Source organism: Streptomyces sp. NPDC056347 (assembly GCF_042262625.1).
GTDB lineage: Bacteria > Actinomycetota > Actinomycetes > Streptomycetales > Streptomycetaceae > Streptomyces.
Genome location: NZ_JBHJQP010000121.1, coordinates 1 through 25,679, shown reverse-complemented (window position 1 = coordinate 25,679; position 25,679 = coordinate 1). Strand labels below are relative to the sequence as shown.

Genomic DNA, 25,679 nt, shown 5'->3' with positions numbered 1-25,679 from the left:
GCGCCCCGCCGGTGCGGCTGGGCGTGTTCCGTAAAAAAACCCGCCGGCCGGCACACCCGCTCGGGGTGCACCGGCCGGCGCCGGGGCCGCCGGGACCGGCGGCCGGGATCACACGTTCGGGGGTGGTCCGTCGAGAGGGCGGCCCAGCACTCCGGGGCGCTTCTGCCTCGGCAGCGGTCCGTCCGGGTGCCGGTAGTCGACGCCGAGGGCGTCGAGCCGGGGGTAGTGCGCGCTCATGCGGCGCTCGAAGTCCGCGTAGTCCCGTGCGGCGGGGGCGGGCAGCGGCGACCAGGCGACCTCGGCGAAGGCGGCGAGGCGCGGGAAGACCTGGTAGTCGACGCGGGCCCGGTTCTGCATCACCTCGGTCCAGACGTTGGCCTGGGTGCCCAGGATGTGCCGGGCCGCCTCCTCGGAGAGGCCGGGCGGTACGGGCTCGAAGCGGTAGACGTCCTCCAGGGTGCGGACGAAGCCGATGGGCATCGGTTCGTCGGGGCCGCCGTCCTGACGGTGGTCCAGGTAGACGTGCTGCTCGGGGCACATGACGACGTCGTGGCCCGCCTCGGCGGCGGCGACGCCGCCGCGGTAGCCGCGCCAGGAGGAGACGGCGGCGCCCGCCGGGAGGCCGCCCTCCAGGATCTCGTCCCAGCCGATCAGGCGGCGGCCCCGGGCGGTGAGCCAGGTGTCGAAGTGGCGGATGATCCAGGACTGGAGCTCGTCCTCGTTGGCCAGGCCGAACTCCTCGATCCGGGCCTGGGCGGCGGGCGAGTCCTTCCACTGCTCCTTGCGGCACTCGTCGCCGCCGATGTGGATGAACGGCGAGGTGGCGGCGGGGAAGAGGTCGAGGACCTCTTCGAGGACGCCCTCGAAGAAGCGCAGGGTGCTGTCGGTCGGGGCGAGGACGTTCGCGTTGATGCCCCAGGTGTCCCAGACGGAGAGGGCGGCGGTGTCGACGACGTCGGCGTTGCCCAGCTCCGGGTAGGCGGCGATGGCGGCCTGCGAGTGGCCCGGGATGTCGATCTCGGGGACGACCCGGATGTGCCGCTCGGCGGCGTACGCGACGATCTCGCGGATGTCGTCCTGGGTGTAGTGACCGCCGTGCGGGGTCTCGTCCCACAGCTCGGAGGCCCGGTGGCCGTGCTTCGTGCGGGGCCGCCAGGAGCCGACCTCGGTGAGCCGGGGGTGGCGCTTGATCTCGATGCGCCAGCCCTGGTCGTCGGTGAGGTGGAAGTGGAAGACGTTCAGCTTGTGGGCGGCGAGGAGGTCGAGGTAGCGCAGGACGTCGTCCTTGGGCAGGAAGTGCCGTGCCACGTCGAGCATCATGCCGCGCCAGGGGAAGCGGGGGTGGTCCGTGATGTCCGCGGCGGGGACGGAGCGCGGCGCGCCGGGGCTGACGGGGGCGCGGCGGAAGGCCTCGGGGCCCAGGAGCTGGCGGAGCGTCTGGGCGCCCCAGAAGACGCCCGCGGGGCTGCCGCCGGTGATCTCGACGTGCCGCCCGGTCCCGGTGGTCAGGCGGTAGCCCTCGGGCTCCAGGGCCGGATCGAGGCGCAGTCGTACGGTGTTGTCCCCGGCGTCCCCGGCGTCTCCCGCGTTCTCCGCGCGCCCGGAGCCGCCGGGTGCCAGCGGCAGTCCGAAGGCGGCGCCGAGCGTGGAGCGCAGCCAGCGCTCGGTGCCCTCGGTGCCGGGGTCGGCGGTGATGGTGGTGGACGGGTCGAACAGGAAGCCGCGCCGTCCGTCGTCACCGGTGTGCGCGGGGGCGGGGATCAGGTCCATGTCCATGAGTCAGTCCTTTGTCGCCCCGCCGAGTCCGGAGACCAGGCGGCGCTGTACGAGTACGAAGAAGACCAGTACGGGGACGGTCATCACGGTCGATGCCGCCATGATCCCTCCCCAGTCGTTCTCCTCAGGTTTGAAGAAGACCAGCAACGCCATCGGCAGGGTCGACTGGGAGGTGTCGCTGATGATGAACGACTTCGCGAACAGGAAGTCGTTCCAGGTGGAGATGAACGAGAACACGCTGGTGGCGACGAGGCCGGGGAGGACCAGCGGGAAGAGGATCTGCCAGAGGAAGCGGGTGCGGCTCGCCCCGTCGATGTACGCGGCCTCCTCCAGGGCCTCGGGGACGGCCCGGACGAATCCGCGCAGCATCCAGATCGCGAACGGCAGCGAGAAGGCGAGGTGCGGCAGGATCAGCGCGCCGAGGGTGTTGAGCTGGCCGAAGTCCCGCATCAGGAAGAACAGCGGGATGGTCAGCGCCTCGACCGGCACCATCTGCGCGATCAGGAACATGATCAGCAGGGTGGTGCGGAAGCGGAACCTGAAGCGGGTGACCGCCGTCGCCGCCAGGAAGGCGACCAGCGCGGAGGCGACGACGACCGTCGCGGCGACGATCAGGCTGTTGAGGAAGTACCGCCCGAAGTCGTGCTGCTCGAAGACCCGGCGGAAGGAGTCCAGGGACGGCGCGAGCGTCCAGGGGCGGGGGTCGGTGGACTGGATCTCCCCGGCGGGTTTGAGGGCGGAGAGCACCATCCAGTAGAGCGGGAAGGCGACCGCGGCGGCGATCAGCAGGGCCGCCGCCTCGGCGGCCAGCCGGCCGGGACGGCGGATGCGCGGCGTGTTCGGGGTACTCACAGTTCCTCCCCCTGACGCCGCACCAGGCGCAGGTAGACCAGCGTGACGGCGAGCAGGATCAGCAGCATCACGACGCCGATCGCGGAGCCGAGGCTGTACTGCGAGGAGGCGAACGCCTTCTGGTACGCGTACACGTTGAGCACCAGGTTCTGGCCCGCGATGCCGCCGCCGCCCGTCATGACGTAGATCTGGGTGAAGACCTTGAAGTCCCAGATGATCGACTGGATGGTGACGACGACGAGAATCGGCCGCAGCATCGGGGCGGTGACCGAGCGCCAGATCCGCCACTGCGAGGCGCCGTCCAGCGCCGCGGCCTCCAGCACCTCGGCGGGGATCGCCCGGATGCCCGCGTACACCGTCACCATCACGAACGGGAACGAGCACCACAGGACTTCCAGGAGCACCAGGGCGAAGGCGCTGTAGCGCCCGTACGTCCAGGAGAAGTCGCCGAGCCCCAGTACCCGGTTGACCGGGCCGAAGTCGGGGTCGAAGAGGAACACCCAGACGGTGGAACCGGTGATCGCGGGCGTCGCCCAGGCGCCGAGCGCGGCGAGCATCAGGGCGAGCCGGGGCACGGCCCTGATCCGGGTCAGCAGGACGGCGAGCGCGCAGCCGGCCAGCAGGGTGGCGGCGACGCAGGCGGCGGCGAAGAGCACGGTGGCCAGGAGGACCTGCCAGAACTGGCCGTCGCCGAAGAGTTCGGCGTAGTTCCCGAAGCCCTTGAAGGTGGTCGGTTCGCCGCCGCTGACCTGGGCCTGGGTGTACTCCAGGAAGGAGATCAGGCCGAGCTGGTAGATCGGGTAGACGAGCAGCCCGCCGAGCAGGACGAGCGCGGGCAGCAGATAGAGCCAGGGGGTCCGGCCGGAGCCGCGCGCCCGGCGGGCGGCTCCGGACCGGGCCCCGGCCGGTGTACGGGTCGCGGTGCTGGTCACGGCCATGGTCAGCTCGCGTCGGCGAACGCGGCGTCCATCTTCTTCGCCGCGTCGTCCGACGCCCCCGCCACGTCCTTGCGGCCGCTGACGATCTCCTGGAACATCGTGGGCAGGATCAGCGAGGCGTCTATCTGCCCCCAGCCCGGCGAGGCCGGGACGAACCTGGCGCCCGCGCCGAGCGTCCGGACGAACGGTTCGACGAACGGCTCCTTCTTCGCGGCGGCGTCCCGCACATCGGTGTACGTCGGCAGGAAGCCCATCGCGTCGAACATCTTCGCCTGGGTCCGCTTGCCGGTCAGTGACTTCATCAGGTCCACGGCCAGGCTCCGGTGCGAACTGCTCTTCAGCACGCCGATGTTGTTCCCGCCCGCGAACGCGGGGGCGACGGAGCCCTCCGTCAGGCCGGGCAGCGGGACGACCGCGTACCTGCCCTTCACCGGGCCCGCTTCCACGGCGGCGTGGCTGAAGTCGCCGCCGATCGCCATGGCGGCCTTGCCGGAGGCGAAGGCGGTGACGGTCGCGTTGCCGCCCAGGGCCGCGCACTTGGCGGCGGGACAGTTGTCGTCGCCGAAGAGCGAGGTGTAGGCCTCGATGCCCTCGCGGGCCTTGTCACTGTTGATGGCGGCCTTGTACGTACCGCCGTTCTCCTCGGCGAGTTCGCCGCCCGCCGCCCAGATGAACGGCATCGCGCCGTAGGTGTACGCGCCGCCGACCGCCAGCCCGTACAGGTCCGGCTTCTTCTTGTGGATGCTCTTCGCCGTGGAGACCAGCTCGGCCTGCGTCTTCGGGACCTCGATGCCCAGGTCGCGGAAGACGTCGGTGCGGTAGTACAGCGCCCGTACGCCGACGAAGAGCGGGGCGCCGTAGACCTTGCCGGCGACCGTCACCGACTGGCGGGCGGTGGGGTCGGTGTCCTTGGCCTCGTCCCAGGCGGCGAACTCCTCGCTGATGTCGGCGAGTCCGCCGTCCTTGACGTACCCGGCGGTGTCGGTGTTGCCGTACTCGATGAGGTCCGGGGCGCTCTTCGGGTCGTTGAACGCCGCCTTGATGCGCTGCGCGCGGGTGTCGACGGGGATGTACTCGATCTCGGCCTTCGCGCCCTCGTGGGTCTTCTCGAACTCGGCGACCGCCGCGTCGACGACCTGCTCCTTGGGCTTGTTGCCGACCTCCTGGAACAGCCAGACCCGCAGGGTGCCGGTCTTCGCGTCCCCCTCGGCGGCGCTGTCGGACGTCTGCGGCGCGCAGCCGGTGGCGGTGAGCCCCGCCAGGACGAGCGCCGCGACCGGGGCGGCAATTCGGGCAGACAGTTTCATCCGGGAACCCCTACCGGTTAGCGTTGCAACATACGCAACGTGCGTTTCGCACTGCACAACTGGCAGGAGAGTAGGTCCGCGCGCAGGCGCCGACAAGTGGTCTCCACCACTCTGTGACCCGGGGAAGCAGCCCGTGCAACGCGAGGGCCCGGAGCACACGCGCGGTCCGGGCGGCGCGGGCGCCCCGGCCGGACAACGCAAAGGCCCCCGGGGCGCGTACGAGTACGCACCCCGGGGGCCCCGGGCGATGCCGCCGGACGGCGGGGACTACTTCTTGTCCTTGCCGCCCTTGTCCTTGTCGCCACCGGCGCCCATGGACTCGTAGATCTCCTTGCACATGGGGCAGACCGGGTACTTCTTGGGGTCGCGCCCCGGCACCCAGACCTTCCCGCACAGTGCGACCACGGGGGTGCCCTCCAGGGCACTCGCCATGATCTTGTCCTTCTGGACGTAATGGGCGTAGCGCTCGTGGTCGCCGTCGCCGTTCGACACCTGCGGTGTCGGCTCCACGAGGGTTCCGGTACCTGCCCCGCGCTCGGGCTCGAGAGTGCTCATAACCGCCAAGGGTACCGACCGCCGGGAGCTTCAGTTCAGCGACGGGTCGTCGGGGTACGTGGCGATCATCGCCAGCTCGCTGCGCTGACGGCGCAGGACCGCACGCCACAGGCGCTCGGGGCGCGGGGAGGAGACGTCGCCGGGCTCGGACTCGACCACGTACCAGGCGCCCTCGGCCAGTTCGGCCTCCAGCTGGCCCGGTCCCCAGCCCGCGTACCCCGCGAAGATCCGCAGCGAGCCCAGCGCCGCCGCCAGCAGCTCCGGCGGCGCCTCCAGGTCCACCAGGCCGATCGCCCCGTAGACCCGGCGCCAGCCGAGCGGGCCCTCGTCGCCCGGGATGACCGCCACGCCGAGCGCCGAGTCCAGCGAGACCGGGCCGCCCTGGAAGACGACGTCCGGCTCACCTGCCAGACCCGCCCAGGGCATCAGGATGTCGCGGACGCCCACCGGGGTCGGCCGGTTCAGGACCACGCCGAGGGAACCCTCCTCGTCGTGGTCGAGGAGCAGCACCACGGCGCGGTCGAAATTCGGGTCCGCGAGCGCGGGTGTGGCCACGAGCAGTCGCCCTGTGAGCGAGGACACCTCGGTCATGGCAGAAATGATCCCGCATCTTCGCCCCGCACGGGGGCCAAGTGGGCCGCCCGTACGCCCGGCAGGACGCGGCGCAGCTCAGGGCGCACGGGTGCACGGGGAGCGCGCTCTGCGCAGGGCCATGCGGACGGTAACACTCCGCAAGAGCCGGGGAGCAGAGCGTGTTGTGGCGGATTCATGACGTTCGTACACCCCCCGTTCTCTTACGGAGAGGGGGTGGCGGGCCATTACTCTTTCGTTTGGCCCCCTGCCCGACCACTCCGGAACGCGAGATTCATGACCGGCACAGACGATGTCCTGCTTGTCCACGGCGGAACCCCGCTGGAGGGCGAGATCCGCGTCAGAGGCGCCAAGAACCTGGTGCCGAAGGCAATGGTCGCCGCGCTGCTCGGCAGCGGACCCAGCCGGCTGCGCAACGTTCCCGACATCCGGGACGTGCGGGTGGTCCGGGGGCTGCTCCAGCTGCACGGTGTGACGGTCCGTCCGGGTGACGAACCGGGCGAGCTGATCCTGGACCCGACCCATGTGGAGAGCGCGAACGTCGCCGACATCGACGCCCACGCGGGTTCGTCGCGCATCCCGATCCTCTTCTGCGGCCCCCTGCTGCACCGGCTCGGCCACGCGTTCATCCCGGGTCTGGGCGGCTGCGACATCGGCGGCCGGCCGATCGACTTCCACTTCGACGTGCTGCGGCAGTTCGGCGCGGTCATCGAGAAGCGGGCGGACGGTCAGTACCTGGAGGCCCCGCAGCGGCTGCGCGGCACCAAGATCCGGCTGCCGTACCCGTCGGTGGGCTCCACCGAGCAGGTGCTGCTGACGGCGGTGCTCGCCGAGGGCGTCACCGAGCTGTCCAACGCGGCCGTGGAGCCGGAGATCGAGGACCTCATCTGCGTACTGCAGAAGATGGGCGCGATCATCTCGGTGGACACCGACCGGACCATCCGGATCACCGGTGTGGACCGGCTGGACGGCTATACGCACCGGGCGATCCCGGACCGCCTGGAGGCGGCCTCCTGGGCGTCGGCGGCGCTGGCCACCGAGGGGAACATCTACGTACGGGGCGCGCAGCAGCGCTCGATGATGACCTTCCTGAACACCTTCCGGAAGGTCGGCGGCGCCTTCGAGGTCGACGACGAGGGCATCCGCTTCTGGCACCCGGGCGGCCCGCTGAACGCCATCGCCCTGGAGACGGACGTGCACCCCGGCTTCCAGACCGACTGGCAGCAGCCGCTGGTGGTGGCCCTGACGCAGGCCTCGGGCCTGTCCATCGTCCACGAGACGGTGTACGAGTCCCGGCTCGGCTTCACCTCCGCGCTCAACCAGATGGGCGCCCACATCCAGCTCTACCGCGAGTGCCTGGGCGGCTCGGACTGCCGCTTCGGCCAGCGCAACTTCCTGCACTCGGCGGTCGTCTCCGGGCCGACCCGGCTGCAGGGCGCGGACCTGGTCATCCCGGACCTGCGGGGCGGCTTCTCGTACCTGATCGCCGCGCTGGCGGCGCAGGGCACCTCGCGGGTGCACGGCATCGACCTGATCAACCGCGGCTACGAGAACTTCATGGAGAAGCTGGAGAAGCTCGGCGCGAAGGTCGAGCTGCCGGGCGGCGCGCTGGTCTGACGGCGGGCGCCGAAGAACCGCTGACGGGGGTCCGGGGCACTGCCCGGGCCCCCGTTCCGCGTTCCCGGGCGACGGGGACCGGGGCGCGGCCGGGGCATGGCTTCGCAGAGGCACAGAACGGGGCCCTGGCGGCCGGTACACCGAAGGGCGGTCACCCGGGATGGGTGACCGCCCTTCGTCGCGCCTGTGGGGCGGTGAGGCTGTGAAGCCTTACTTGCCCTTGGCGGCTTCCTTGAGCTTCGAGCCCGCGGAGACCTTCACGCTGTAGCCGGCCGGGATGTTGATCGGGTCGCCGGTCTGCGGGTTACGAGCGGTGCGAGCGGCACGGTGGGTGCGCTCGAAGGTCAGGAAGCCGGGGATGGTGACCTTCTCGTCGCCCTTGGCGACGACCTCACCGACGGTCTCGGCGAGCGCGGCCAGCACGGCGTCGGCGTCCTTGCGAGTCACCTCGGCGCGGTCGGCCAGGGCGGCCACCAGCTCACTGCGGTTCATGTTTGTTACTCCCGTGTTCTTCTTGCCTGTGAGGCGTGAGATCGAAGCCGATGCTGCCAGGGCCCTCGGACAGTCCCCGGACCCGGGTCTGTCGTCAGACCCTCGCGCCCGATTACGCATCCTGCCCCCACCTGCGGCGGTAACGCCAATCCGGGACCCTCCGGAGTCACACGAAAAGCGCCAGGGCCTCACCGTGGTGACGTTCCGTCGACTCTCCGGAAGCGTTCCGCAGCGGTTGTGGGGGTCGCCGGTACGCGCCGCCCGCCCACCCTAAAGGGGCGTTTGGGGCGCCGCGTCCCGCGACGCGCCGTGCGCCGGGGCCGCGACGCGCGGTCAGACGCGGTCGCCCGCGCCCTTCGTACCACCGGCGGCCGCCCGCGCGGCGTCCCGGACGGCACCGGCGACGGCACCGGCGACCCGGTCGTTGAAGACCGACGGGATGATGTAGTTGGCGTTCAGCTCGTCCTCGGCGACCACATCGGCGAGGGCGCCCGCGGCGGCGAGCATCATCTCCGTGTTGACCGTGCGGGACTGGGCGTCCAGCAGGCCGCGGAAGACACCCGGGAAGACCAGCACGTTGTTGATCTGGTTCGGGAAGTCGGAGCGGCCGGTGGCGACGACCGCCGCCGTCTGGCGGGCGATCGCCGGGTCCACCTCGGGGTCCGGGTTCGCGAGCGCGAAGACGATCGCGCCCTCGGCCATGGCCGCGACGTCGGCGCCGTCGAGCACGTTCGGCGCCGAGACCCCGATGAAGACGTCGGCGTCCACGACGGCCTGCTTGAGGGTGCCGGTGACGGACTCCGGGTTGGTGTTGTCGGCGATCCAGCGCAGCGGCGAGTCGGCGGCGGCGGAGACCAGGTCCTCGCGGCCGGCGTGCACCACGCCGTGGATGTCGGCGACGACGGCGTGCTTGACGCCCGCGGCCAGCAGGAGCTTCAGGATGGCCGTACCGGCCGCCCCGGCGCCGGACATGACGACCCGGACGTCCCCGATGCCCTTGCCCACCACGCGCAGCGCGTTGGTCAGCGCGGCCAGGACGACGATCGCGGTGCCGTGCTGGTCGTCGTGGAAGACCGGGATGTCCAGCGCCTCGCGCAGCCGGGCCTCGATCTCGAAGCAGCGGGGCGCGGAGATGTCCTCCAGGTTGATGCCCGCGAAGCCGGGGGCGATCGCCTTGACGATCTCGACGATGGCGTCGGTGTCCTGGGTGTCCAGGCAGAGCGGCCAGGCGTCGATGCCCGCGAACCGCTTGAAGAGGGCCGCCTTGCCCTCCATCACCGGCAGGGCGGCCTTCGGGCCGATGTTGCCGAGGCCGAGCACCGCGGAGCCGTCCGTCACGACTGCGACGGAGTTGCGCTTGATGGTGAGGCGGCGGGCGTCCTCGGGGTTCTCGGCGATCGCCATGCAGACCCGGGCCACGCCGGGCGTGTAGATCATCGAGAGGTCGTCACGGTTGCGGATGGGGTGCTTGGACGCCATCTCGATCTTGCCGCCGAGGTGCATCAGGAACGTACGGTCGGAGACCTTGCCCAGGACGACGCCCTCGATGCCGCGCAGGCCCTCGACGATCTCGTCGGCGTGCGCGGTGGAGGTGGCCGCGATGGTGACGTCGATCCTCAGCTTCTCGTGGCCGGAGGCGGTCACGTCGAGACCGGTGACCGATCCGCCGGAGGACTCCACGGCCGTGGTGAGCTGCGAGACCGCGGTGCCGCTCGCGGGCACCTCCAGCCTGACCGTCATCGAGTACGAGACGCTGGGCGCCGTTGCCATGGCCGAGTCCTTCGCTTTCCTTAGCTTCATTGCCGCGCGACCGGGGCGATCACCTCGGACACGCTTCCCGATCGTCGCACCTACTGGCCGGTAGCCGGTAATGACTGCCACTCTTCGGAAAGTTTTTTCCACCATACGAGATATGACGGCTCCAACGGAAGCCCCTGCCGGCCACGGGCCCCGCGGAACCGCCGTACGAAGCGCCCCGCAAACGAGAACAGACCCGCGTCACCGGAAGGTGACGCGGGTCTGTCTCTACGATGTACGGCACCGGCCCGCCATGCTCGCCTCGCGGCAAGTGGTCGCTCGAAGCGACGAAGGTTGGGCCCGGGGGCTTGGATCGAGCCGGTGCCGACACCAGGCTAACAAAGACCCCGAAGAAGTGATTCCCCGCGGCACGGGTTGACCGGAAGAACGTTCCGGCCGGCTCCCCGCCAACCGCCCCCGCTCAGTCCCTCAGCAGGTCCGGGACCCCGTCCGCGTCGGGCAGGTCCCGCTCCCCGGAGACCACCGTGAGCTGCTGCGTCGCACGCGTCAGCGCCACGTACAGCACCCGCAGCCCGGCCGGGGACTCGTCCGCGATCTCGGCGGGCGAGACGACCACCGTGGCGTCGTACTCCAGGCCCTTCGCCTCCAGGCTGCCCAGCGCCACCACCCGCTCGCCCAGCTCGGCGAGCCACTCGCGCGCCTGGGCCCGGCGGTTCATGGCGACGACCACGCCCACCGTGCCGTCGACCTCGGCGAGCAGCCGCCGCGCCTCCTCGCGCACCGTCGCCGCGAGCCCGCCGTCGCCGACGGTCGCGAAGCGGGGCCGTACGCCGGTGGAGCGGACCGCGGCGGGCGACTCCATGCCGGGCATGGCCAGCGCCAGCACCTTGGCGGCCAGCTCGGCGATCTCCGCGGGGTTGCGGTAGTTCACCGTGAGGGTGAACCGGCGGCGCGGCCGGTTGCCGAGCGCCTCGTCACGGGCGCGGGCGGCCTCGTCCGGGTCGGACCAGGAGGACTGCGCCGGGTCGCCCACGATCGTCCAGGTGGCGTGGCGGCCCCGGCGGCCGACCATCCGCCACTGCATGGGTGTGAGGTCCTGCGCCTCGTCGACGATGACGTGCGCGTACTCGGTGCGCTCCGCGGCCAGCCGCTCGGCCCGCTCGCGCTGGGTCTCCTCGCGCTGCGGCATCAGCTCGTCCAGGCCGGTGAGCTGGTCCAGCGGGTCGGCCTCGCGCTTGCGCTTCGGCCGGGGCGGGGCGCCGAGCAGCGTCTGGAGCTCGTCCAGGAGCGCCACGTCGTGCACGGAGAGGGGGCCCCGGCCCGCCCGGTCGAGCCGCTTCAGGGAGCGGGCGAGGCGGCGCACCTCGCCCTGGTTGAGCACCCGGCGGGCCCAGCGGCCGAGCCGCTTCTCGTCGGCCATCGCGGCGAGCACCCCGCGCGGGTTCAGCTCGGGCCACCAGGCGTTCAGGAAGTCGAGGAAGTCCGTCTCGGTGGAGACGTCCTCGTCGAAGGAGGACCGCAGCTCGGCGGCGAGTTCGGGGTCGGTGTAGCGGCCCCGGCCGGAGGACTTGTTCCACAGGGCGTCCAGCAGCATCCGGCGGGCGCGCGGGCGCAGCAGGTTGACCGGGGCGGTGCCGCCGAGCACGGACTGCCGGATGCGGCGCAGCTCGTCCGCTTCCAGCTCCACGCGGGCGCCGAACACGACGACGCGCAGCCGGGTCGGGGTCGCCGGGGCGGTGGTGCCGGCCGCCGCCTCCGTCCCTTCCGTCCCCTGTGTCCCTTCGTCGCCGAAGGACAGCTGGACGTCGGTGTCGCGGCGCGGCCCGCGGGGGGTGCCGGGCTGTTCCAGGGCGCCGCGCGCGGCCTTGCGGAGCACGGCGAGCATCCGTGAGGAGCCCTTGATCCGGGCGACGGCGGGCTCGTCGTAGGTGGTGGCGCCCTCGACGCCGGACGCGTCGTCGGAGAGCGAGCCGACCGCGCGGATCGCGACCTGCCCCTCCTCGCCGAGCGAGGGCAGCACGCCCTCGGTGTAGGCGACCAGGAGCGGGGTCGGCGAGACGATGAGGATGCCGCCCGCGTACCGCCGCCGGTCCTGGTAGAGGAGGTAGGCGGCCCGGTGCAGCGCCACGGCGGTCTTGCCGGTGCCGGGGCCGCCGGAGACCTCGGTGACGGAGGCGGCGGGGGCCCGGATCACCAGGTCCTGTTCGGCCTGGATGGAGGAGACGATGTCCCGCATGGTGTGGCTGCGGGCCTGGCCGAGCGCGGCCATCAGGGCGCCGTCGCCGATCACCGGCAGCGTCCCGCCGTCGAGGTACGCGGTCAGCTCGGGGCGCATCAGGTCGTCCTCGACGCCGAGGACCCTGCGGCCCTTGGAGCGGATGACCCGGCGACGTACGACCCGGCCGGGGTCCTTCGGCGTCGAGCGGTAGAACGGGGCGGCGGCCGGGGCGCGCCAGTCGATGACCAGCGGCGCGTAGTCGGAGTCGAGGACCCCGATCCGGCCGATGTGCAGCGTCTCCGCGATGTCGGCCGTGCCGTCGTCGCGCACCGCGTCGTCGGCGGGCTCGACGGAGGTGTACGCGCCGTCGGGGCCGCGTTCGCCGTCCTTGCCGAGCAGCAGGTCGATCCGGCCGAAGAGGAAGTCCTCGAACTCGCTGTTCAGCCGGTTGAGATGGATTCCGGCGCGGAACACCTGGGCGTCGCGCTCGGCGAGCGCCCCGGGCGTTCCGACCTGGCCGCGCTTGACGGCGTCGTCCATGAGAAATTCCGCCTCGTGGATCTTCTCCTCAAGGCGGTGGTACACACGGTCGAGATGTTTCTGCTCGACACCGATCTCCCGGTCCCGCAACGAATCGACAGCGGCATCCTGCGCGGCCACCGAGGCCCCCTTCTGACGTGCATTGGGCAGCCGTCAACCTTAGGCGAAGCGGTGCCCGCCGCGCACCTGCCGCGCATATCGAAATGGTCCGCCCCGGGTCTCGGTCGGGCAAAGACCGGATCTTCCTCCCGCGCCCGCGCCCCCGCCCGCGTACGATCCTGGACGAAACCTTCTGAAACGGCCCGAAACGTTCCGGGGCTGGGCGGGACGGTTCAGGAACCGCCTGCGTCCGAGGAACGGGCCGCCGCCCGGCGCCGGTGCCTGGCCACCCGCTCCCGGTTGCCGCACACCTCGCTGGAGCACCAGCGCCTGCGGCGCCCGCGCGAGGTGTCCAGGTAGAAGCGGCGGCAGCCGCCGGCCTCGCAGCGGCGCAGCCCGGCCCGCGCCACCGGGTCGGTGAGGAGCTCGATCGCGTCGCGGGCGACGGCGGCCAGGAGCTCCCCGCACTCGGGATCGCCGTTCAGGGTCCGCACCAGCTTGCCGCTCCGGCCGCGCACGGCCCGCAGACCGGGCGGCGCCCCGGCGGCGAGCGCGTTGACCCGGTCCAGGGCGCACCGGTCGCCCCGGCCGCCCAGCTCCGCCGTCAGCAGCCGGTCGACCCCGGCCCGTAACTGCCGGAAGCGCACCACCCAGCTCTCGTCCACGGCGTCCAGGCGGGTGCCGTCCGGTACGAGTCCGGTGGCGAACAGCCAGTCGGCGAGCCGCCCGGCGCCGTCCAGCAGCTCGCACGCACCGGTGGTGCCGATGCCCGTCGCCACCAGGTCGAGGCAGGGGCGGCCCGATTCGAACCGCCAGTCGCACGGGCTCTTTCCGGTCATCATGCGCATGCCACCGCCTCGGGTCACCGATCGGGTCTTCCCCAGAGTGCCCCCGCCGGCGCCCGCCCGGAACCCCTGCCGCCCCGTCAGGGCGCCGGCGTACCCGGACGGTTCAGCGGCGCGGCGGGCCGTCGTGCAGGATGCGCTGGAAGAGGCGGTGGTCGCGCCAGCCCCCGTTGATGTGGAGGAAGCGCGGGGCCGTCCCGTACTCCTCGAAGCCGCACTTGGCGAGCACCCGCTGCGAGGCGGCGTTCTCCAGCATGGTCCCCGCCTCGATCCGGTGCAGCCCCAGCCGGTCCCCGGCCACCTCGCAGATCCGTTGTACGGCGGCCGTGGCCAGCCCGCGGCCCGCGTACTCCACGTCGACCCAGTAGCCGAGCGCGGCGCTGCACCACGGGCCGAGCACGACGCCGTTCAGGTTGAACCCGCCGACCGCGCGGTCCTCCTCGTCGGCCAGCACCCAGGCGTGCGCCCGGCCCGCCGCGCGGTCCGCCAGCAGTCCGGCCAGCCGCTCCCGCTGGCCCTGCTCGGTGTAGAAACGGTCGGGCCGTACGGGCTCCCACGGCTGCATGTACGCCCGGCTGCGGGCCAGCGAGGCGGCGAGCGGCGCGGCGTCGTCCATCGTGACGGGGCGGAGCCGTATCTCCGCGTCGAGGCGGTGAATGTCGTCGGTCATTGCCGCACGGTATCCCGGCACCGGACGGCCCGGCGCCGTCTTCGGCCGGTGGCCGCGCGAGGGAACGCCCGCACAATGAAACGCGTCTCTCCGCTCCGGACACCCATCACTCCGGAACGCACGACTCCCGAAGGCGAGCCGATCAAGTGAGTACGCGAGTAATCGTCCTGAATGGCGGATCCAGCTCCGGCAAGAGCGGAATCGCCCGCTGCCTGAAGGCGATCCTGCCCGATCCGTGGATCAGCCTCGGCGTCGACGACCTGATCGACCGGCTGCCGCCGTCCCTGCTCGAATCCGGCTCCGGCATCGGGATCGGGGCGCAGGGCGAGGTCGTGATCGGTGACGGCTTCCGCGAGATGGAAGAGGCGTGGACGAAGGGCATCGCCGCCATGGCGCACGCCGGGGCGCGGATCGTCATCGACGACGTGTTCCTCGGCGGAGCGTCCTCCCAGGACCGCCTGCGCGCCCACCTGGCGGGCCTCGATGTGCTCTGGGTCGGCGTGCGCTGCGACCCGGAGATCGCGGCCGGGCGCGAGATCGCCCGTGGCGACCGGGTCACCGGCATGGCCGCCTCGCAGGCGGAGACCGTACACAAGGGCGTGGTCTACGACGTCGAGGTCGACACCAGCCGCACCGAATCCCTGGACTGCGCACGCACCATCGCCGCACACGTGAACTGAACCCGCGCACGTGAACCGAGCCCGCGCACGCGGCTCGGCCCCCTTCGCCCCTCATCACCGACAGGAAAGAGGCGCCGGGGCACCGGGAGAGTCCGGTGCCCCTTCAGCTCGCGCGCTGCTGCGCCAGGGCCGCCAGCCGGTCGAAGGTGCGGGTCAGCTCGGCCCGTCTGCCCTCCTTGTGCCCCGGGGCCGGCTCCAGCCCGTCGATGGTCCGCTCCCACACGTCCATGAAGGTCCGCCGCCAGCCCGCGACCACCTCCGGCTCCGGCACGCCCGCGCCGACGTGCCCCTGCTCCGCGATCAGGCAGAGCAGCTCGATGTCGCACGGCACGGTCACACCGTCGTACTCGTCCGGCTCCAGGCCGACCGGATCACCGGCCATCGCCTCCGCGATCCGGGCGATGAGCCGCCCGGTGATGTCCGAGAGATGGTCCGCGGCCGTGTCGCTGTCGAAATTCCCGCTGCCCCAGGTACCCACGAAGACCCCTTTCCCGACCCGCTGTTCGATCCTCCTCCGTTGTAACAGCGGGCACTGACAGTGCGGCCTCTAGAGGGTGTCCAGCGCCAGCCGGTAGCCGCGTTTGACCACCGTACGGATGAGATCGGGCTCGCCCAGGGCCGCCCGCAGCCGGGCCACGGCCGTCTCCACCGCGTGCTCGTCCCCACCGCCGCCGGGCAGGGCGCGCAGCAGCTCCGCGCGGGACACCACCCGGCCGGGGTGGCGGGCCAGGGCGTGCAGCAGCGCCAGCCCGGCGGGCGCCACCCGGCGCGGCTCGCCGTCCACGAGGACCGCGCGCCCGCGGACCGCGACACGATGCCCGGCGACCGCCAGCTCCGGCTTCCGGGCGGGGAGTTCGGCGCACAGGAGCTGGACGAGCGGGGCGAGCCGGAAGCGCTCCGGCTGCACGGTGCCGATGCCGCGCTCCTCCAACGGCCGGGCGGTGACCGGCCCGACACAGGCCACGAGCACGTCCTCGCGCAGCGCGCCCAGCAGCTCCGGGAGCAGCCCCCGGCGTTCGGCCCGGCCCAGCAGCGCGGTGGCCGCCGGGGCGCTGGTGAAGGTGAGGGCGTCCAGGCCACGGGCGAGGGTGAGGTCGAGCAGCCGGTCGAGCGGGGCGATGTCCTCGGGGTCCGTCCAGCGGTAGACGGGTACGGGGCGGACCTCGGCGCCCGCCGCGCGCAACGGCCCGATGACCTCCGCGAGCGAGTCGCCGTGCAGCTGGACGGCGATACGGCGCCCCGCCACGCCCTCGCCGAGCAGCCGTTCCAGCACCTCCGCCATGGATTCGGAGGCGGCCGACCAGGCCTCGGTCAGCCCGGCGGCCCGGACGGCGCCCTTGGCCTTGGGGCCGCGGGCCAGCAGTTCGGCCCCGCCCAGCGCGTCGAGCAGCGCGTCGGCCAGGCCCCAGCCCCCGGCCGCCTCCATCCAGCCCCGGAAGCCGACCGCGGTGGTGGCGACGACCACGTCGGGCGGGGAGGCGATGATCTCCCGGGTGGCGGTGCGCAGTTCGCCGTCGTCGGCGAGCGGCACGATCCGCAGGGCGGGGGCGTGCACGACCGCGGCGCCCCGCCGTTCCAGCAGCGCGCCGAACTCCTCCGCACGGCGTGCGGCGGTGACCCCGACGGTGAAGCCCGTGAGAGGTCCGTGGTGTGTGTCGTCCTGGTGCATGTGGTTGGCCCGACTCCCGTCCCGCTGCGGCCGGTCCCGCAGCCGCCCATGATGTGCGCGCCGCGTAACGGCGCTGGTTCACCGGTGTTTCCCGCCCGTTACGCCCTGCGATCCGCGCCCGTCACCGCCGCACGGCTCCCGTCCACGCTCCCAGCGACCTCAGTGGCATCCGTGCACTCGGCCCTCCGCGACCCCGACGGCCCCGACGGCTCCGGCATGCCTGTCGCTTTGTCCGCCCGTCACGCCGTACGTCCCAGCATCAGGGCCGCGTCGGGTTCCGGCAGCCAGCTGCCGGCCGGGCGCACCAGCCACCCCTCCTCGGCCCCCAGCAGGTCCGCGGCCTCGCACAGGGCGTCGAGCCCGGGGTGGCACAGTCCCTTGCGCCAGACCAGCAGCAGCGGCGAGAGGGGGACCGGGTCGGCCAGTGGGCGCACCACGGTGTCCGGCATCGGCGGGAAGTCGTCGACGACCAGCACCGGGTTCCGGGACTTCGACATCACCCGCTGGAACTCGGCCACGCCGATCGCGAGCGGGGCGGGCGGTGCCAGTTCGATGTCCCACTCGGCGAAGAGCAGCCGGGCGAAGTCCGTCCACTCCACCGTGCGTGGATTCCCGGCGCCCGCGTAGATGGTCTCCCCCGCCAGATCGCCCAGGGCGACGGTCTCGCGGGCGGCGAGCGGATGGGCGTCGGGGAACATGACGGCCATCGGCTCGTACCGCACCGGCCGCATGCCCAGCCGGGCCCGTACCGCGGGGTCGAGCCCGGCGGCGCGGCCGAAGGAGACATCGAGCCGGCCGGCGAGGATCTCGTCGGCCGCCCAGGTCAGCCCGCTCTCGAAGCGCGCCATCAGCTCGCACCGAGGGGCCAGTTCCCGGGCGCGGGCGAGCACCCGCGCGGCCGTCATGCCGTCGGTGTTGAGGTCGACGAAGAGCGGCAGGTCCGCCCGGTCGGCGAAGGCCGCGGTCAGCTCGGCGTGCGCGTCCAGCACCCGCCGCGCGTACGGCAGGAGCCGCTCGCCGTCGGCGGTGAGGGCGACCTGCCGGGTGGTCCGTACGAACAGCTCCACGCCCAGCTCCCGCTCCAGCCGCCGGACGTCACGGCTCAGCGCCTGCTGGGCGACGTAGAGGCGCGCGGCGGCGCGGGTGAAGTGCAGCTCCTCGGCGACCGCGACGAAGACGCGGAGGAGTCTGGGGTCGGTGTGGGGGCGGAAGTGCTGCGTCGGGGCGCCGGGTCCGGCGGCGGAGGAGGCCACACCGAAATTTACAACACAGGTGCGTCAATCGGTGCGGAGAAGGTGTTGGACCCCGGGGACCGTCCGCCCGGACGCTGATCCCATGCCGTACGAGACCGATCCAGCCTCCTCCTCTTCCTCCCCCCTGCTCGCCGTCTCCGGTGGCCAGCTGGTCATCGCCCCGCGCACCGCCCCCGTCCGGCGGACGCCCACCAATCCGTACCGCAGGCTGCTCGCCACCCCGGGCGCCCGCGCCTTCACCGCGGGCAATCTCGTCGCGCGGCTGCCGAGCGGGATGTTCAGCGTCAGCGCGGTCATCATGATCGCCGGGTCGCGCGGCTCGTACGCCCTGGCCGGTGCCGTCACCGCGACCGGTCTCGCCGCCACGGCGGTGGTCGCCCCCTGGACCGCCCGGCTCGTCGACCGGTACGGACAGGCCAGGGTCGCGGTGCCCGCCACCGCCCTCGCCGTGCTCGGCTCGCTGGCACTGCTGCTCTGCGTGCACTACGACGCCCCCGCCTGGACCCTCTTCGCCGCCTACGCCGCGACCGCCACCACACCCAACACCGGCGGGATGTCCCGGGCCCGCTGGGCCCATCTGCACCGGGACGACCCGGCCGCCCTGCACACCGCGAACTCCTTCGAGCAGGCCGCCGACGAGCTCTGCTTCATGCTCGGCCCGGCCTTCGCCGCGCTGTTGTGCGGGACGCTCTTCCCGGAGGCCGGAACACTGGTCGCGGCGGCCCTGCTGATGACCGGCGTGCTGATCTTCGCCGCCCAGCGCGCCACCGAACCGCCCGTCGCGCCCCGCGCGCACGCCGGTTCACCGCTCCGCACCCGGGGCATGCCGCCGCTGCTCGCCGCCTTCCTGGCCACCGGGGCGGTCTTCGGCTCGATGGAGGTCGTCACGATCGCCCACGCGGGCGGCGCGGTCCTGGCGCTCCAGGCGGCCGGTTCCTGCGTGGCGGGGCTGCTCTACGGGTCGTTGCGCCCGGCCACGAGCATCCGGCGCCGCCTGCTGGTCTGCCTGGCGGGGATGACGGCGCTGATGTCGCTGCCCCTGCTCGCCGCCGCCTCGACCTCCTCGCTGCCCGCCCTCGCGGCCGCGCTGCTGCTGGCCGGTGCGGCGACGGCGCCGACCATGGTGACGGGGATGACGCTGATCCAGCGCCTCACTCCCGAGGGCCGGCTGAACGAGGGCATGACCCTGGCCGTGACCGCGCTGCTGGGCGGCATAGCGGTGGGCTCGGCGACGGGCGGCTGGGTCGTGGAGCACGTCGGCGGCGTACCGGGCTACGCCGTGCCCATCTGCGCGGCGGCCCTCGCCCTGGCCCTGGCGGCGGCCGGCGTCCGGGCGCCCCGGGAGCGCTGACCGGCCGCTCGCCGTCGGTCACGGCGTACCGGTCGGCGTGCGCCGGCCACCGCATGCCCGCCGGTCACCGCGTGCCTGCAGGCCACCCGGCATCGGTCATCTGGTGAGGACGAGGCTGACGTTGTGTCCGCCGAAGCCGAACGAGTTGGCCAGCGCGGCGGACCACCGGCCGGTACGCGGCTGCCCGCGCACCACGTCCAGCTCCACCCGCGGATCGGGTTCGTCGAGGTTGAGGGTGGCCGGGACCGTACCGTCCCTGAGCGCGAGCAGCGCGGCCATGGCACCGATCGTTCCGGACGCGCCCATCATGTGGCCGGTCATCGACTTCGTCGCCGTCACCGCCGCGTGGTCGCCGATCACCCGGGCGATCGCCTCGGCCTCCGCCAGGTCACCGGAATCCGTCGAGGTGGCGTGGGCGTGCACGACCCCGATGTCCGCCGGGGCCAGGCCGGCGTCCCGCAGCGCCAGCTCCATGGCGAAGACCTGGCCCGCCGTGTCGGAGGCCGTGATGTGGTCCGCGCTCGAACTCACCGCACCACCGGCCAGCGCCCCGTAGCCGCGCACGCCACGGGCCCGCGCGAACTCCTCGCGTTCCAGCACCATCATCCCGGCCCCCTCGCCCATCACGAACCCGGACCGCCCGACGTCGAACGGCCGGGACACCGCCTCCGGGTCCCCGGACCGCGTCGACAGGGCCTTCATCTGGGCGAACGCCGCCATCGTGAACGGGTGCAGGCACGCCTCCACCCCACCCGCGACGACCACGTCCGCCCGGCCGCTCCGGATCAGGTCCTGCCCCAGTGCGAGGGCCTCGGCCCCGGAGGCGCAGGCGCTCACCACCGTCCTGGCCCCGCCCTTCGCGCCCAGGTCCATGCTCACCCAGGCGGCGGGCCCGTTGGGCATCAGCATGGGCACCGCGAACGGCGACAGCCGGCGGACCCCGGCACGCTCGAAGACGTCGTCCTGCCCCAGTGTGGTGAGGACGCCGCCGGTCCCCGTGCCGATGACGACGGCGAGCCGCTCCGGCTCGACTTGCGGAACCCCGGCGTCCCGCCAGGCCTCCCGCGCGGTGAGCAGGGCCACCTGCTCGCCCCGGTCCAGCTTCCTGGCCTCGGTCCTCGGCAGCAGCGCGGCGGGATCGGCCGTGAGCCCGGCCGCGACGTGCACGGGCAGCTGCGCGGCCCACTCCTCCGCCAGCAGCCGCACCCCCGACTTCCCGTCCAGCAGCCCCGCCCACAGCGACGGCGCGTCGTCCCCCAGCGGCGTCATCGCGCCGACGCCCGTCACTGTCACCGTCACACGATCGTCGCGGGTCACACGAGCCTCCTGGATTTGTTCGGGTGCTACACAGCACCCGAATCGCTCAAGAAGGATCATTCCAGCGCCCGCAAGGGAAATCAGGACCGCCGTCGACCGTTTCAGGAGTAGGAGTTTGTCACTTCCCCATCATTACCGAGTCAGGGTTCACGGCGTCCCGAAAGCCGGCGAACGGCGCACGAAGCCTCGGAGAGCCACCCCCCGGCAGGGGGCGACGCGCGACGCGACAGGCGGCGCGTCAGGGCACGCGCAGGCCGCCGGCCGGCAGGCCCAGCTCCGCTTCCGCGAGCGTGCGGGCGAGGTCGGCGAGCGGCGCGGCACGCCGGTCGGCACTGGTGTTGATGTACGCACCGGCCCCGTCGACCACGGCGAGGATACGCACGGCGGCCCCCCACGGGTCCTCGCAGCGGAACACCCGCTCCCGCACCCCCCGCTCGACGATCCGCTCGATACGACGGCACCAGCGCAGCTCCTGGACGACCACCTGGCCGTGGAGCACGGGACGGTAGCGGGAGAGGTGCCGCGCGTTGAGCCAGAGCCTGCTGACGTTGTCGAACTCGGCGCCCGAGATCAGGGTGAAGAAGCGCCGGAGGGTGCCCAGAGGGCTGTCGGCCCCGGCCTCCGCCCCGGCCGCCGCCACCTCCCCCTCGGGCAGCAGCCCGTCCAGCTCGGCCGTGGTGGCTCTGGCGAACGCCTCGGCCACCAGTTCCTCGACCACCGGGAAATAGTGGTGGATGAGCCCGGACTGGACTCCGAGACCGTCGGCGATCCGCTGCCGGGTGACGCACTCCAGGCCCTCCTCCAGCCCGACCCGTGCGGCGGCCGCCACGATCTCGTGGCGACGCTCGGCCGCCGATTTGCGCACTCGCCTCCCGGCACCCCTTGACGTCATGGCGAAGATGCTATTGGCTGTGCAGCCAAATAACAATTGGCTCTACAGCCAATACATGGTCGCCGCCCGTACGGCCGCCGTGGCGCCGGCCCCGTGGCCGGCGGGAACGGCAGGCCGGCGGCCGACCACCACCCTGTGGGCGCCGCCGGACGCGCGCCCGTGGCAATGCCAGGAGACGAACGTGGACCACAACCGCGCCGATGCCGGTGACCTGGCCGAGTACGGCTACGACCAGGAACTCAAGCGCTCCCTCTCCGCATGGGCCGTCTTCGCTCTCGGCTTCGCGACGATCTCCCCGGTGGTCGGCATCTACGCCGTCGTCCAGCTCGGGTTCGTCTTCGCCGGGCCCACCTGGATCTGGGCGGTCGTCGTCGCCTTCCTGGGGCAGCTGCTGGTCGCCACGGTCTACGCCGAGCTCTCCTCGCAGTTCCCGATCACCGGCGGTGTCTACCAGTGGGTCCGCCGGCTGGGCGGCCCCAGGCTCGGCTGGCTGGTCGGCTGGATCTACCTCGCCTCGGCCGTCGCCTCCCTGACGACCGTGGCCTACCTCGGCTCCAGCTGGCTGCACATGCTCTTCAGCGACTCGGCGCTGTCACCGTTGAGCCATGTGCTGCTCGGGGTGGTCTTCATCGTCGTGGCCCTGGGCATCAACCTGCTCGGCGTCAACCCGGTCAAGCACTTCCTCAACGCGGGCATCGTCGCCGAGGGCGTCGCCTCCATCGCCCTCAGCGTGTTCCTGCTGCTCTTCGCCCGCAACAACGGCTTCGGCATCCTGTTCGACACCCTGGGTGCGGAGTCCGCGTCGGGCGGGTCCGCCGTGGCCGGGTTCGTGACCTGCCTGGCCGTGGCCGGCTGGGCCTTCCTGGGGTTCGACGCGACCACCCAGGTCGCCGAGGAGACCGAGCAGCCGCGGCGCAGCGTGCCCCGGGCCCTGCTGCGCAGCTACGTGTTCGTGGCGTTCACGGTCATGCTGACCTCGGTCGCGGTGACGTTCTCGCTGCGCCGCCCCGAGGACGCCGTCTCCGGGAAGACCGTGGACCCCGTCTTCGACGCGGTGACGCAGAGCCTGGGCGGCTGGAGCGAGAAGCCGTTCATCGTCGTCGTCCTGGTCGCCTTCTTCGCCTGCGCCATCTCGATCCAGACCTACATCGGGCGGGCGGTCTACGCCTTCGCACGGGACCGTCAGCTGCCCTGCTCCGCCCAGCTCGCCAAGGTCGGGGAGCGGCAGATCCCCTGGGTCGCGCTGACCGCGACGGCCGTGCTCGCGGGCCTGGGCCTGCTGCTCGGGCTCAACGGCAACGCGGCGGCCACGCTGATCTCCTTCGGGTCCGGCGGCTTCTACTTCGTCTTCCTGACGGTCGCCCTCGTCGCGCTGTACGCACGCCTGCGCGGCCGCTGGAATCCGGCTCGGGGCGAGTTCCGCCCGGGCCGGGCCGGTCTGGTGATCAACGTACTCGCCGTGGTGTGGCTGCTGTTCGAGGCCGTCAACATCGCCTGGCCCCGCGCCGAACTCGCCCCGCCCTCGGGCAGCTGGGTCCAGATCTGGGCCGTGGTCCTGGTCTTCTCCGCGCTGCTGGTCGTCGGCCTGGTCTACGTCGCCGTCGCCAGACCCCACACCCGGCTCGCCCCCTCCGGGCCCGGGAACACCCGCGCCTCCGACAACACCTCGCCGTCCGAAGAAATCAAGGCTCTCTGATGTCCGCGAACCTCTCCCCCGCCATCGCCTACGACCCCGTCGCGGGCCTGCACACCCGCCAGGTCTCCCACCGGCCCGCCGGACCGGGCGAGGTCGAGATCGACGTCCGCGCCGCCGGGGTGTGCCACTCCGACCTGCACATCCTGACGGGTGACTGGCCCAGCGACCGCCCCCTCGTACTGGGCCACGAGGCCGCCGGCGTGGTCACGGCCGTGGGCGACGGCGTCGGCGCGGTCGCACCGGGCGACCACGTCGTCCTCTCCTGGTTCGCGCCCTGCCGCCGCTGTCGCAAGTGCCTGGCCGGAATGGCCTGGCTCTGCACCGGCACCCGGGCCGTGGCCAACACCCTGCCCGACGGGACGACCCCCATCACCGACGCCGACGGCGAGGAGGTCTGGCCGTACCTCGGCCTCGGCGCGTTCACCAGCCGGGTCGTCGTACCCGAGTCGGCCGCGGTCAAGGTCCCCGACGAGCTGCCGTTCGGCATCGGAGCCCTGCTGGGCTGCTCCATCTCCACCGGCATCGGCGCGGTCATGAACACCGCCCGGGTGCGGCCCGGCGAGTCCGCGGTCGTCATCGGCGCCGGCGGGGTGGGCCTGTCCGTGGTGATGGGCCTGCGCCTGGTGGGGGCCGACCCGATCATCGCCGTCGACCTCTCGCCCGAGCGCCTCGCCGCCGCCGAACGCTTCGGCGCGACCCACACGCTCGACGCCGCCACCACCGATGTGGCCGCCTGGTGCCAGAAGGAACTCGGCGGGGCCGACTACGCCTTCGAGGCCATCGGCAGCCCCAAGGTCATCGAGACCCTCCCCGGCATGCTCACCTCCGGCGGGGCGGCCGTCCTGGTCGGCATGGCCCCCGTCGACGCGACGGGCTCGTTCAACCTCTTCGACCTCGCCGACCAGGGCAAGCGCGTCCTGGGCTGCAACTACGGCTCCAGCGTCGGCGCCATCGACATCCCGAAGCTGGCCCGCCTCCACCTGGCCGGCCGGCTGCCGCTCGACGAGCTGATCGGCAACGTCCGCCCGCTCCACGAGGCGGCCGCCGCCTTCGAGGACCTCAAGTCCGCCGTCGGGGCCCGAACCATTCTCGAACCGTAGGAACTCCGCGAAACCGGCACCTCGCGCCACACTTGGACCCGAGGCCGACCCACGGCCCCTGCCCCACCCCCGTACCTCCTGGAGACCCGATGTACGCCGTCACCGACCCCTCCACCGGCACGACCGCCCAGACCTACCCGACCGCCACCGACGCCGAGGTGACCGCGGCCGTCGACGCCGCCCACGCCGCCACCGCCTGGGGACGGAGCACCTCCGTGGCCGAGCGCGCCGCGCTCCTGCGCCGGCTCGGCGACCTGCACGCCGAGCGCCGCGCCGAACTGGCGGCGGGCATCGTGCGCGAGATGGGCAAGCCGCTCGACGAGGCGGAGGGCGAGATCGACTTCTGCGTCGACATCTACCACTACTACGCCGACCACGCCGAGGAGTTCCTCGCCGACGAGGAGCTCTCCGTCACCTCCGGCCCCGGCCGGGCCGTCATCCGGCGCGGTCCGGTGGGTGTGCTGCTCGGCATCATGCCGTGGAACTTCCCCGCCTACCAGGTCGCCCGGTTCGCCGCCCCGAACCTCGCCCTGGGCAACACCATCGTCCTCAAGCACGCCCCGCAGTGCCCGGCCACCGCCGCCCTCCTGGAGCGGCTGGTCGCCGAGGCCGGCTTCCCCGCCGGCGCGTACGTCAACGTGTACGCCACCAACGAGCAGATCGCCGACGTGATCGCCGACCCGCGCGTCCACGGCGTGTCCCTGACCGGCTCGGAGCGCGCCGGTGCCGCCGTCGCCGAGATCGCCGGGCGCCACCTGAAGAAGGTCGTCCTCGAACTCGGCGGCTCCGACCCGTTCATCGTGCTGTCCACCGACGACCTCGACTCCGTCGTGGACGCCGCCGTCTCCGCCCGTCTGGACAACACCGGCCAGGCCTGCAACGCCGCGAAGCGGTTCGTGGTCACCGACGGCCTCTACGACACCTTCGTGGAGAAGTTCACCGCCTCGCTCCTCGCCCGCCAGTCCGGCGCTCCGCTCTCCTCGGTCGCCGCGGCCGACACCCTGGAGCGCCAGGTGGCCGCCGCCGTCGCGGAGGGCGCCACACTGCACACCGAGGGCGAGCGCAGCGGCGCCCACTTCCCGGCCGGGGTCCTCACCGGCCTCACCACCGAGCACGCCACGGCCCGCCAGGAACTCTTCGGCCCGGTCGCCATGGTCTTCCGGGCGGCCGACGAGGCGGACGCGCTGCGCATCGCCAACGACACCCCGTACGGCCTCGGCTCGTACGTCTTCACCACGGACCCGGCACAGGCCGCCCGCGTCGCCGACGGCATCGAGGCCGGCATGGTGTTCGTCAACGGCGTCGGCGCCGAGGGTGCCGAACTGCCCTTCGGCGGCATCAAGCGCTCCGGCTTCGGCCGCGAGCTGGGCCGCCCGGGCATCGACGAGTTCGTCAACAAGAAGCTCATCCGCACGGTGGCGTAACCGGGCCGGAGGGCCGCCGCCCCGCGGGACGTCCCGCGG

22 protein-coding genes are annotated in these 25,679 nt (G+C 72.6%); 6 read left to right on the top strand and 16 right to left on the bottom strand.

Annotated features, from left to right (window positions below; genetic code table 11):
• Positions 1-108: 108 nt before the first annotated feature.
• From ACFCV8_RS25035 to ACFCV8_RS25010, 6 genes are all read right to left on the bottom strand, one after another.
• Positions 109-1,776, bottom strand: coding sequence for a beta-N-acetylhexosaminidase (locus ACFCV8_RS25035; protein ID WP_376687676.1), 1,668 nt, complete (start codon positions 1,774-1,776; stop codon positions 109-111).
• A gap of 3 nt (positions 1,777-1,779) precedes the next feature.
• Positions 1,780-2,628, bottom strand: coding sequence for a carbohydrate ABC transporter permease (locus tag ACFCV8_RS25030; RefSeq protein WP_376687675.1), 849 nt, complete (start codon positions 2,626-2,628; stop codon positions 1,780-1,782).
• Positions 2,625-3,566 carry a carbohydrate ABC transporter permease gene (locus ACFCV8_RS25025; protein ID WP_376687674.1) on the bottom strand — a complete coding sequence of 314 codons (942 nt, stop codon included), beginning with the start codon at positions 3,564-3,566 and terminating at the stop codon, positions 2,625-2,627. The genes ACFCV8_RS25030 and ACFCV8_RS25025 overlap by 4 nt, the downstream gene beginning before the upstream one ends.
• A 2-nt stretch (positions 3,567-3,568) precedes the next feature.
• A complete protein-coding gene (locus ACFCV8_RS25020) occupies positions 3,569-4,873 on the bottom strand; it encodes an extracellular solute-binding protein (protein ID WP_376687673.1) in 1,305 nt (434 codons plus the stop codon).
• A 267-nt stretch (positions 4,874-5,140) separates the two neighbouring features.
• Positions 5,141-5,428: a DUF3039 domain-containing protein gene (locus ACFCV8_RS25015; protein WP_026250415.1), complete on the bottom strand. Its 288-nt coding sequence runs from the start codon at positions 5,426-5,428 to the stop codon at positions 5,141-5,143.
• A 30-nt stretch (positions 5,429-5,458) separates the two neighbouring features.
• Positions 5,459-6,019, bottom strand: a complete 561-nt coding sequence (locus tag ACFCV8_RS25010; protein ID WP_376687672.1) for a YqgE/AlgH family protein — start codon at positions 6,017-6,019, stop codon at positions 5,459-5,461.
• Between the two features lie 276 nt (positions 6,020-6,295).
• Here ACFCV8_RS25010 and murA point away from each other — a divergent pair, with 276 nt between their 5' ends.
• Positions 6,296-7,636: a UDP-N-acetylglucosamine 1-carboxyvinyltransferase gene (gene murA / locus ACFCV8_RS25005; protein ID WP_376687671.1), complete on the top strand. Its 1,341-nt coding sequence runs from the start codon at positions 6,296-6,298 to the stop codon at positions 7,634-7,636.
• A gap of 210 nt (positions 7,637-7,846) precedes the next feature.
• Here murA and ACFCV8_RS25000 read toward each other — a convergent pair whose 3' ends face one another.
• The 5 genes from ACFCV8_RS25000 to ACFCV8_RS24980 all read right to left on the bottom strand — a co-directional run bounded on the left by ACFCV8_RS25000 (position 7,847) and on the right by ACFCV8_RS24980 (position 14,258).
• Positions 7,847-8,128, bottom strand: coding sequence for an HU family DNA-binding protein (locus ACFCV8_RS25000; RefSeq protein WP_017237029.1), 282 nt, complete (start codon positions 8,126-8,128; stop codon positions 7,847-7,849).
• A gap of 333 nt (positions 8,129-8,461) precedes the next feature.
• A complete protein-coding gene (locus tag ACFCV8_RS24995; RefSeq protein WP_376687670.1) occupies positions 8,462-9,898 on the bottom strand; it encodes an NAD-dependent malic enzyme in 1,437 nt (478 codons plus the stop codon).
• A gap of 448 nt (positions 9,899-10,346) precedes the next feature.
• A complete protein-coding gene (locus ACFCV8_RS24990; RefSeq protein WP_376687669.1) occupies positions 10,347-12,764 on the bottom strand; it encodes a HelD family protein in 2,418 nt (805 codons plus the stop codon).
• Between the two features lie 212 nt (positions 12,765-12,976).
• A complete protein-coding gene (locus ACFCV8_RS24985; protein WP_376687677.1) occupies positions 12,977-13,585 on the bottom strand; it encodes a CGNR zinc finger domain-containing protein in 609 nt (202 codons plus the stop codon).
• 109 nt (positions 13,586-13,694) lie between these two features.
• Positions 13,695-14,258, bottom strand: coding sequence for a GNAT family N-acetyltransferase (locus ACFCV8_RS24980; RefSeq protein WP_376687668.1), 564 nt, complete (start codon positions 14,256-14,258; stop codon positions 13,695-13,697).
• A gap of 146 nt (positions 14,259-14,404) precedes the next feature.
• Here ACFCV8_RS24980 and cpt point away from each other — a divergent pair, with 146 nt between their 5' ends.
• On the top strand, positions 14,405-14,938 hold the full coding sequence (gene cpt / locus ACFCV8_RS24975; RefSeq protein ID WP_376687667.1) for a chloramphenicol phosphotransferase CPT: 534 nt from the start codon (positions 14,405-14,407) through the stop codon (positions 14,936-14,938).
• 103 nt (positions 14,939-15,041) lie between these two features.
• Here the strand turns inward: cpt and ACFCV8_RS24970 are convergent, their stop codons facing one another.
• From ACFCV8_RS24970 to ACFCV8_RS24960, 3 genes are all read right to left on the bottom strand, one after another.
• Entirely contained in the window at positions 15,042-15,416 is a 375-nt protein-coding gene (locus tag ACFCV8_RS24970; protein WP_376687666.1) for a DUF4259 domain-containing protein, read from the bottom strand.
• A 69-nt stretch (positions 15,417-15,485) separates the two neighbouring features.
• Positions 15,486-16,607: a uroporphyrinogen-III synthase gene (locus tag ACFCV8_RS24965; RefSeq protein WP_376687665.1), complete on the bottom strand. Its 1,122-nt coding sequence runs from the start codon at positions 16,605-16,607 to the stop codon at positions 15,486-15,488.
• 239 nt (positions 16,608-16,846) lie between these two features.
• Entirely contained in the window at positions 16,847-17,860 is a 1,014-nt protein-coding gene (locus tag ACFCV8_RS24960) for a LysR family transcriptional regulator (RefSeq protein WP_376687664.1), read from the bottom strand.
• Positions 17,861-17,942: 82 nt separating this feature from the next.
• Between ACFCV8_RS24960 and ACFCV8_RS24955 the strand changes: the two genes are divergently transcribed.
• A complete protein-coding gene (locus ACFCV8_RS24955) occupies positions 17,943-19,211 on the top strand; it encodes an MFS transporter (RefSeq protein ID WP_376687663.1) in 1,269 nt (422 codons plus the stop codon).
• A 96-nt stretch (positions 19,212-19,307) separates the two neighbouring features.
• On the opposite strand, the gene ACFCV8_RS24950 is transcribed toward ACFCV8_RS24955, so the two are convergent.
• On the bottom strand, positions 19,308-20,528 hold the full coding sequence (locus tag ACFCV8_RS24950) for a beta-ketoacyl-[acyl-carrier-protein] synthase family protein (RefSeq protein WP_376687662.1): 1,221 nt from the start codon (positions 20,526-20,528) through the stop codon (positions 19,308-19,310).
• A 238-nt stretch (positions 20,529-20,766) separates the two neighbouring features.
• Positions 20,767-21,420, bottom strand: coding sequence for a TetR/AcrR family transcriptional regulator (locus tag ACFCV8_RS24945; protein ID WP_376687661.1), 654 nt, complete (start codon positions 21,418-21,420; stop codon positions 20,767-20,769).
• 181 nt (positions 21,421-21,601) lie between these two features.
• On the opposite strand from ACFCV8_RS24945, the gene ACFCV8_RS24940 reads away from it, so the two are divergent.
• The 3 genes from ACFCV8_RS24940 (at position 21,602) to ACFCV8_RS24930 (ending at position 25,640) form a co-directional block, all read left to right on the top strand.
• On the top strand, positions 21,602-23,116 hold the full coding sequence (locus tag ACFCV8_RS24940; protein ID WP_376687660.1) for an APC family permease: 1,515 nt from the start codon (positions 21,602-21,604) through the stop codon (positions 23,114-23,116).
• Positions 23,116-24,216 (top strand): alcohol dehydrogenase catalytic domain-containing protein, encoded by a 1,101-nt coding sequence (locus tag ACFCV8_RS24935; RefSeq protein ID WP_376687659.1) that lies wholly within the window; start codon positions 23,116-23,118, stop codon positions 24,214-24,216. The genes ACFCV8_RS24940 and ACFCV8_RS24935 overlap by 1 nt, the downstream gene beginning before the upstream one ends.
• Positions 24,217-24,305: 89 nt before the next feature.
• On the top strand, positions 24,306-25,640 hold the full coding sequence (locus ACFCV8_RS24930; protein ID WP_376687658.1) for an NAD-dependent succinate-semialdehyde dehydrogenase: 1,335 nt from the start codon (positions 24,306-24,308) through the stop codon (positions 25,638-25,640).
• The last annotated feature ends 39 nt before the right edge of the window (positions 25,641-25,679 follow it).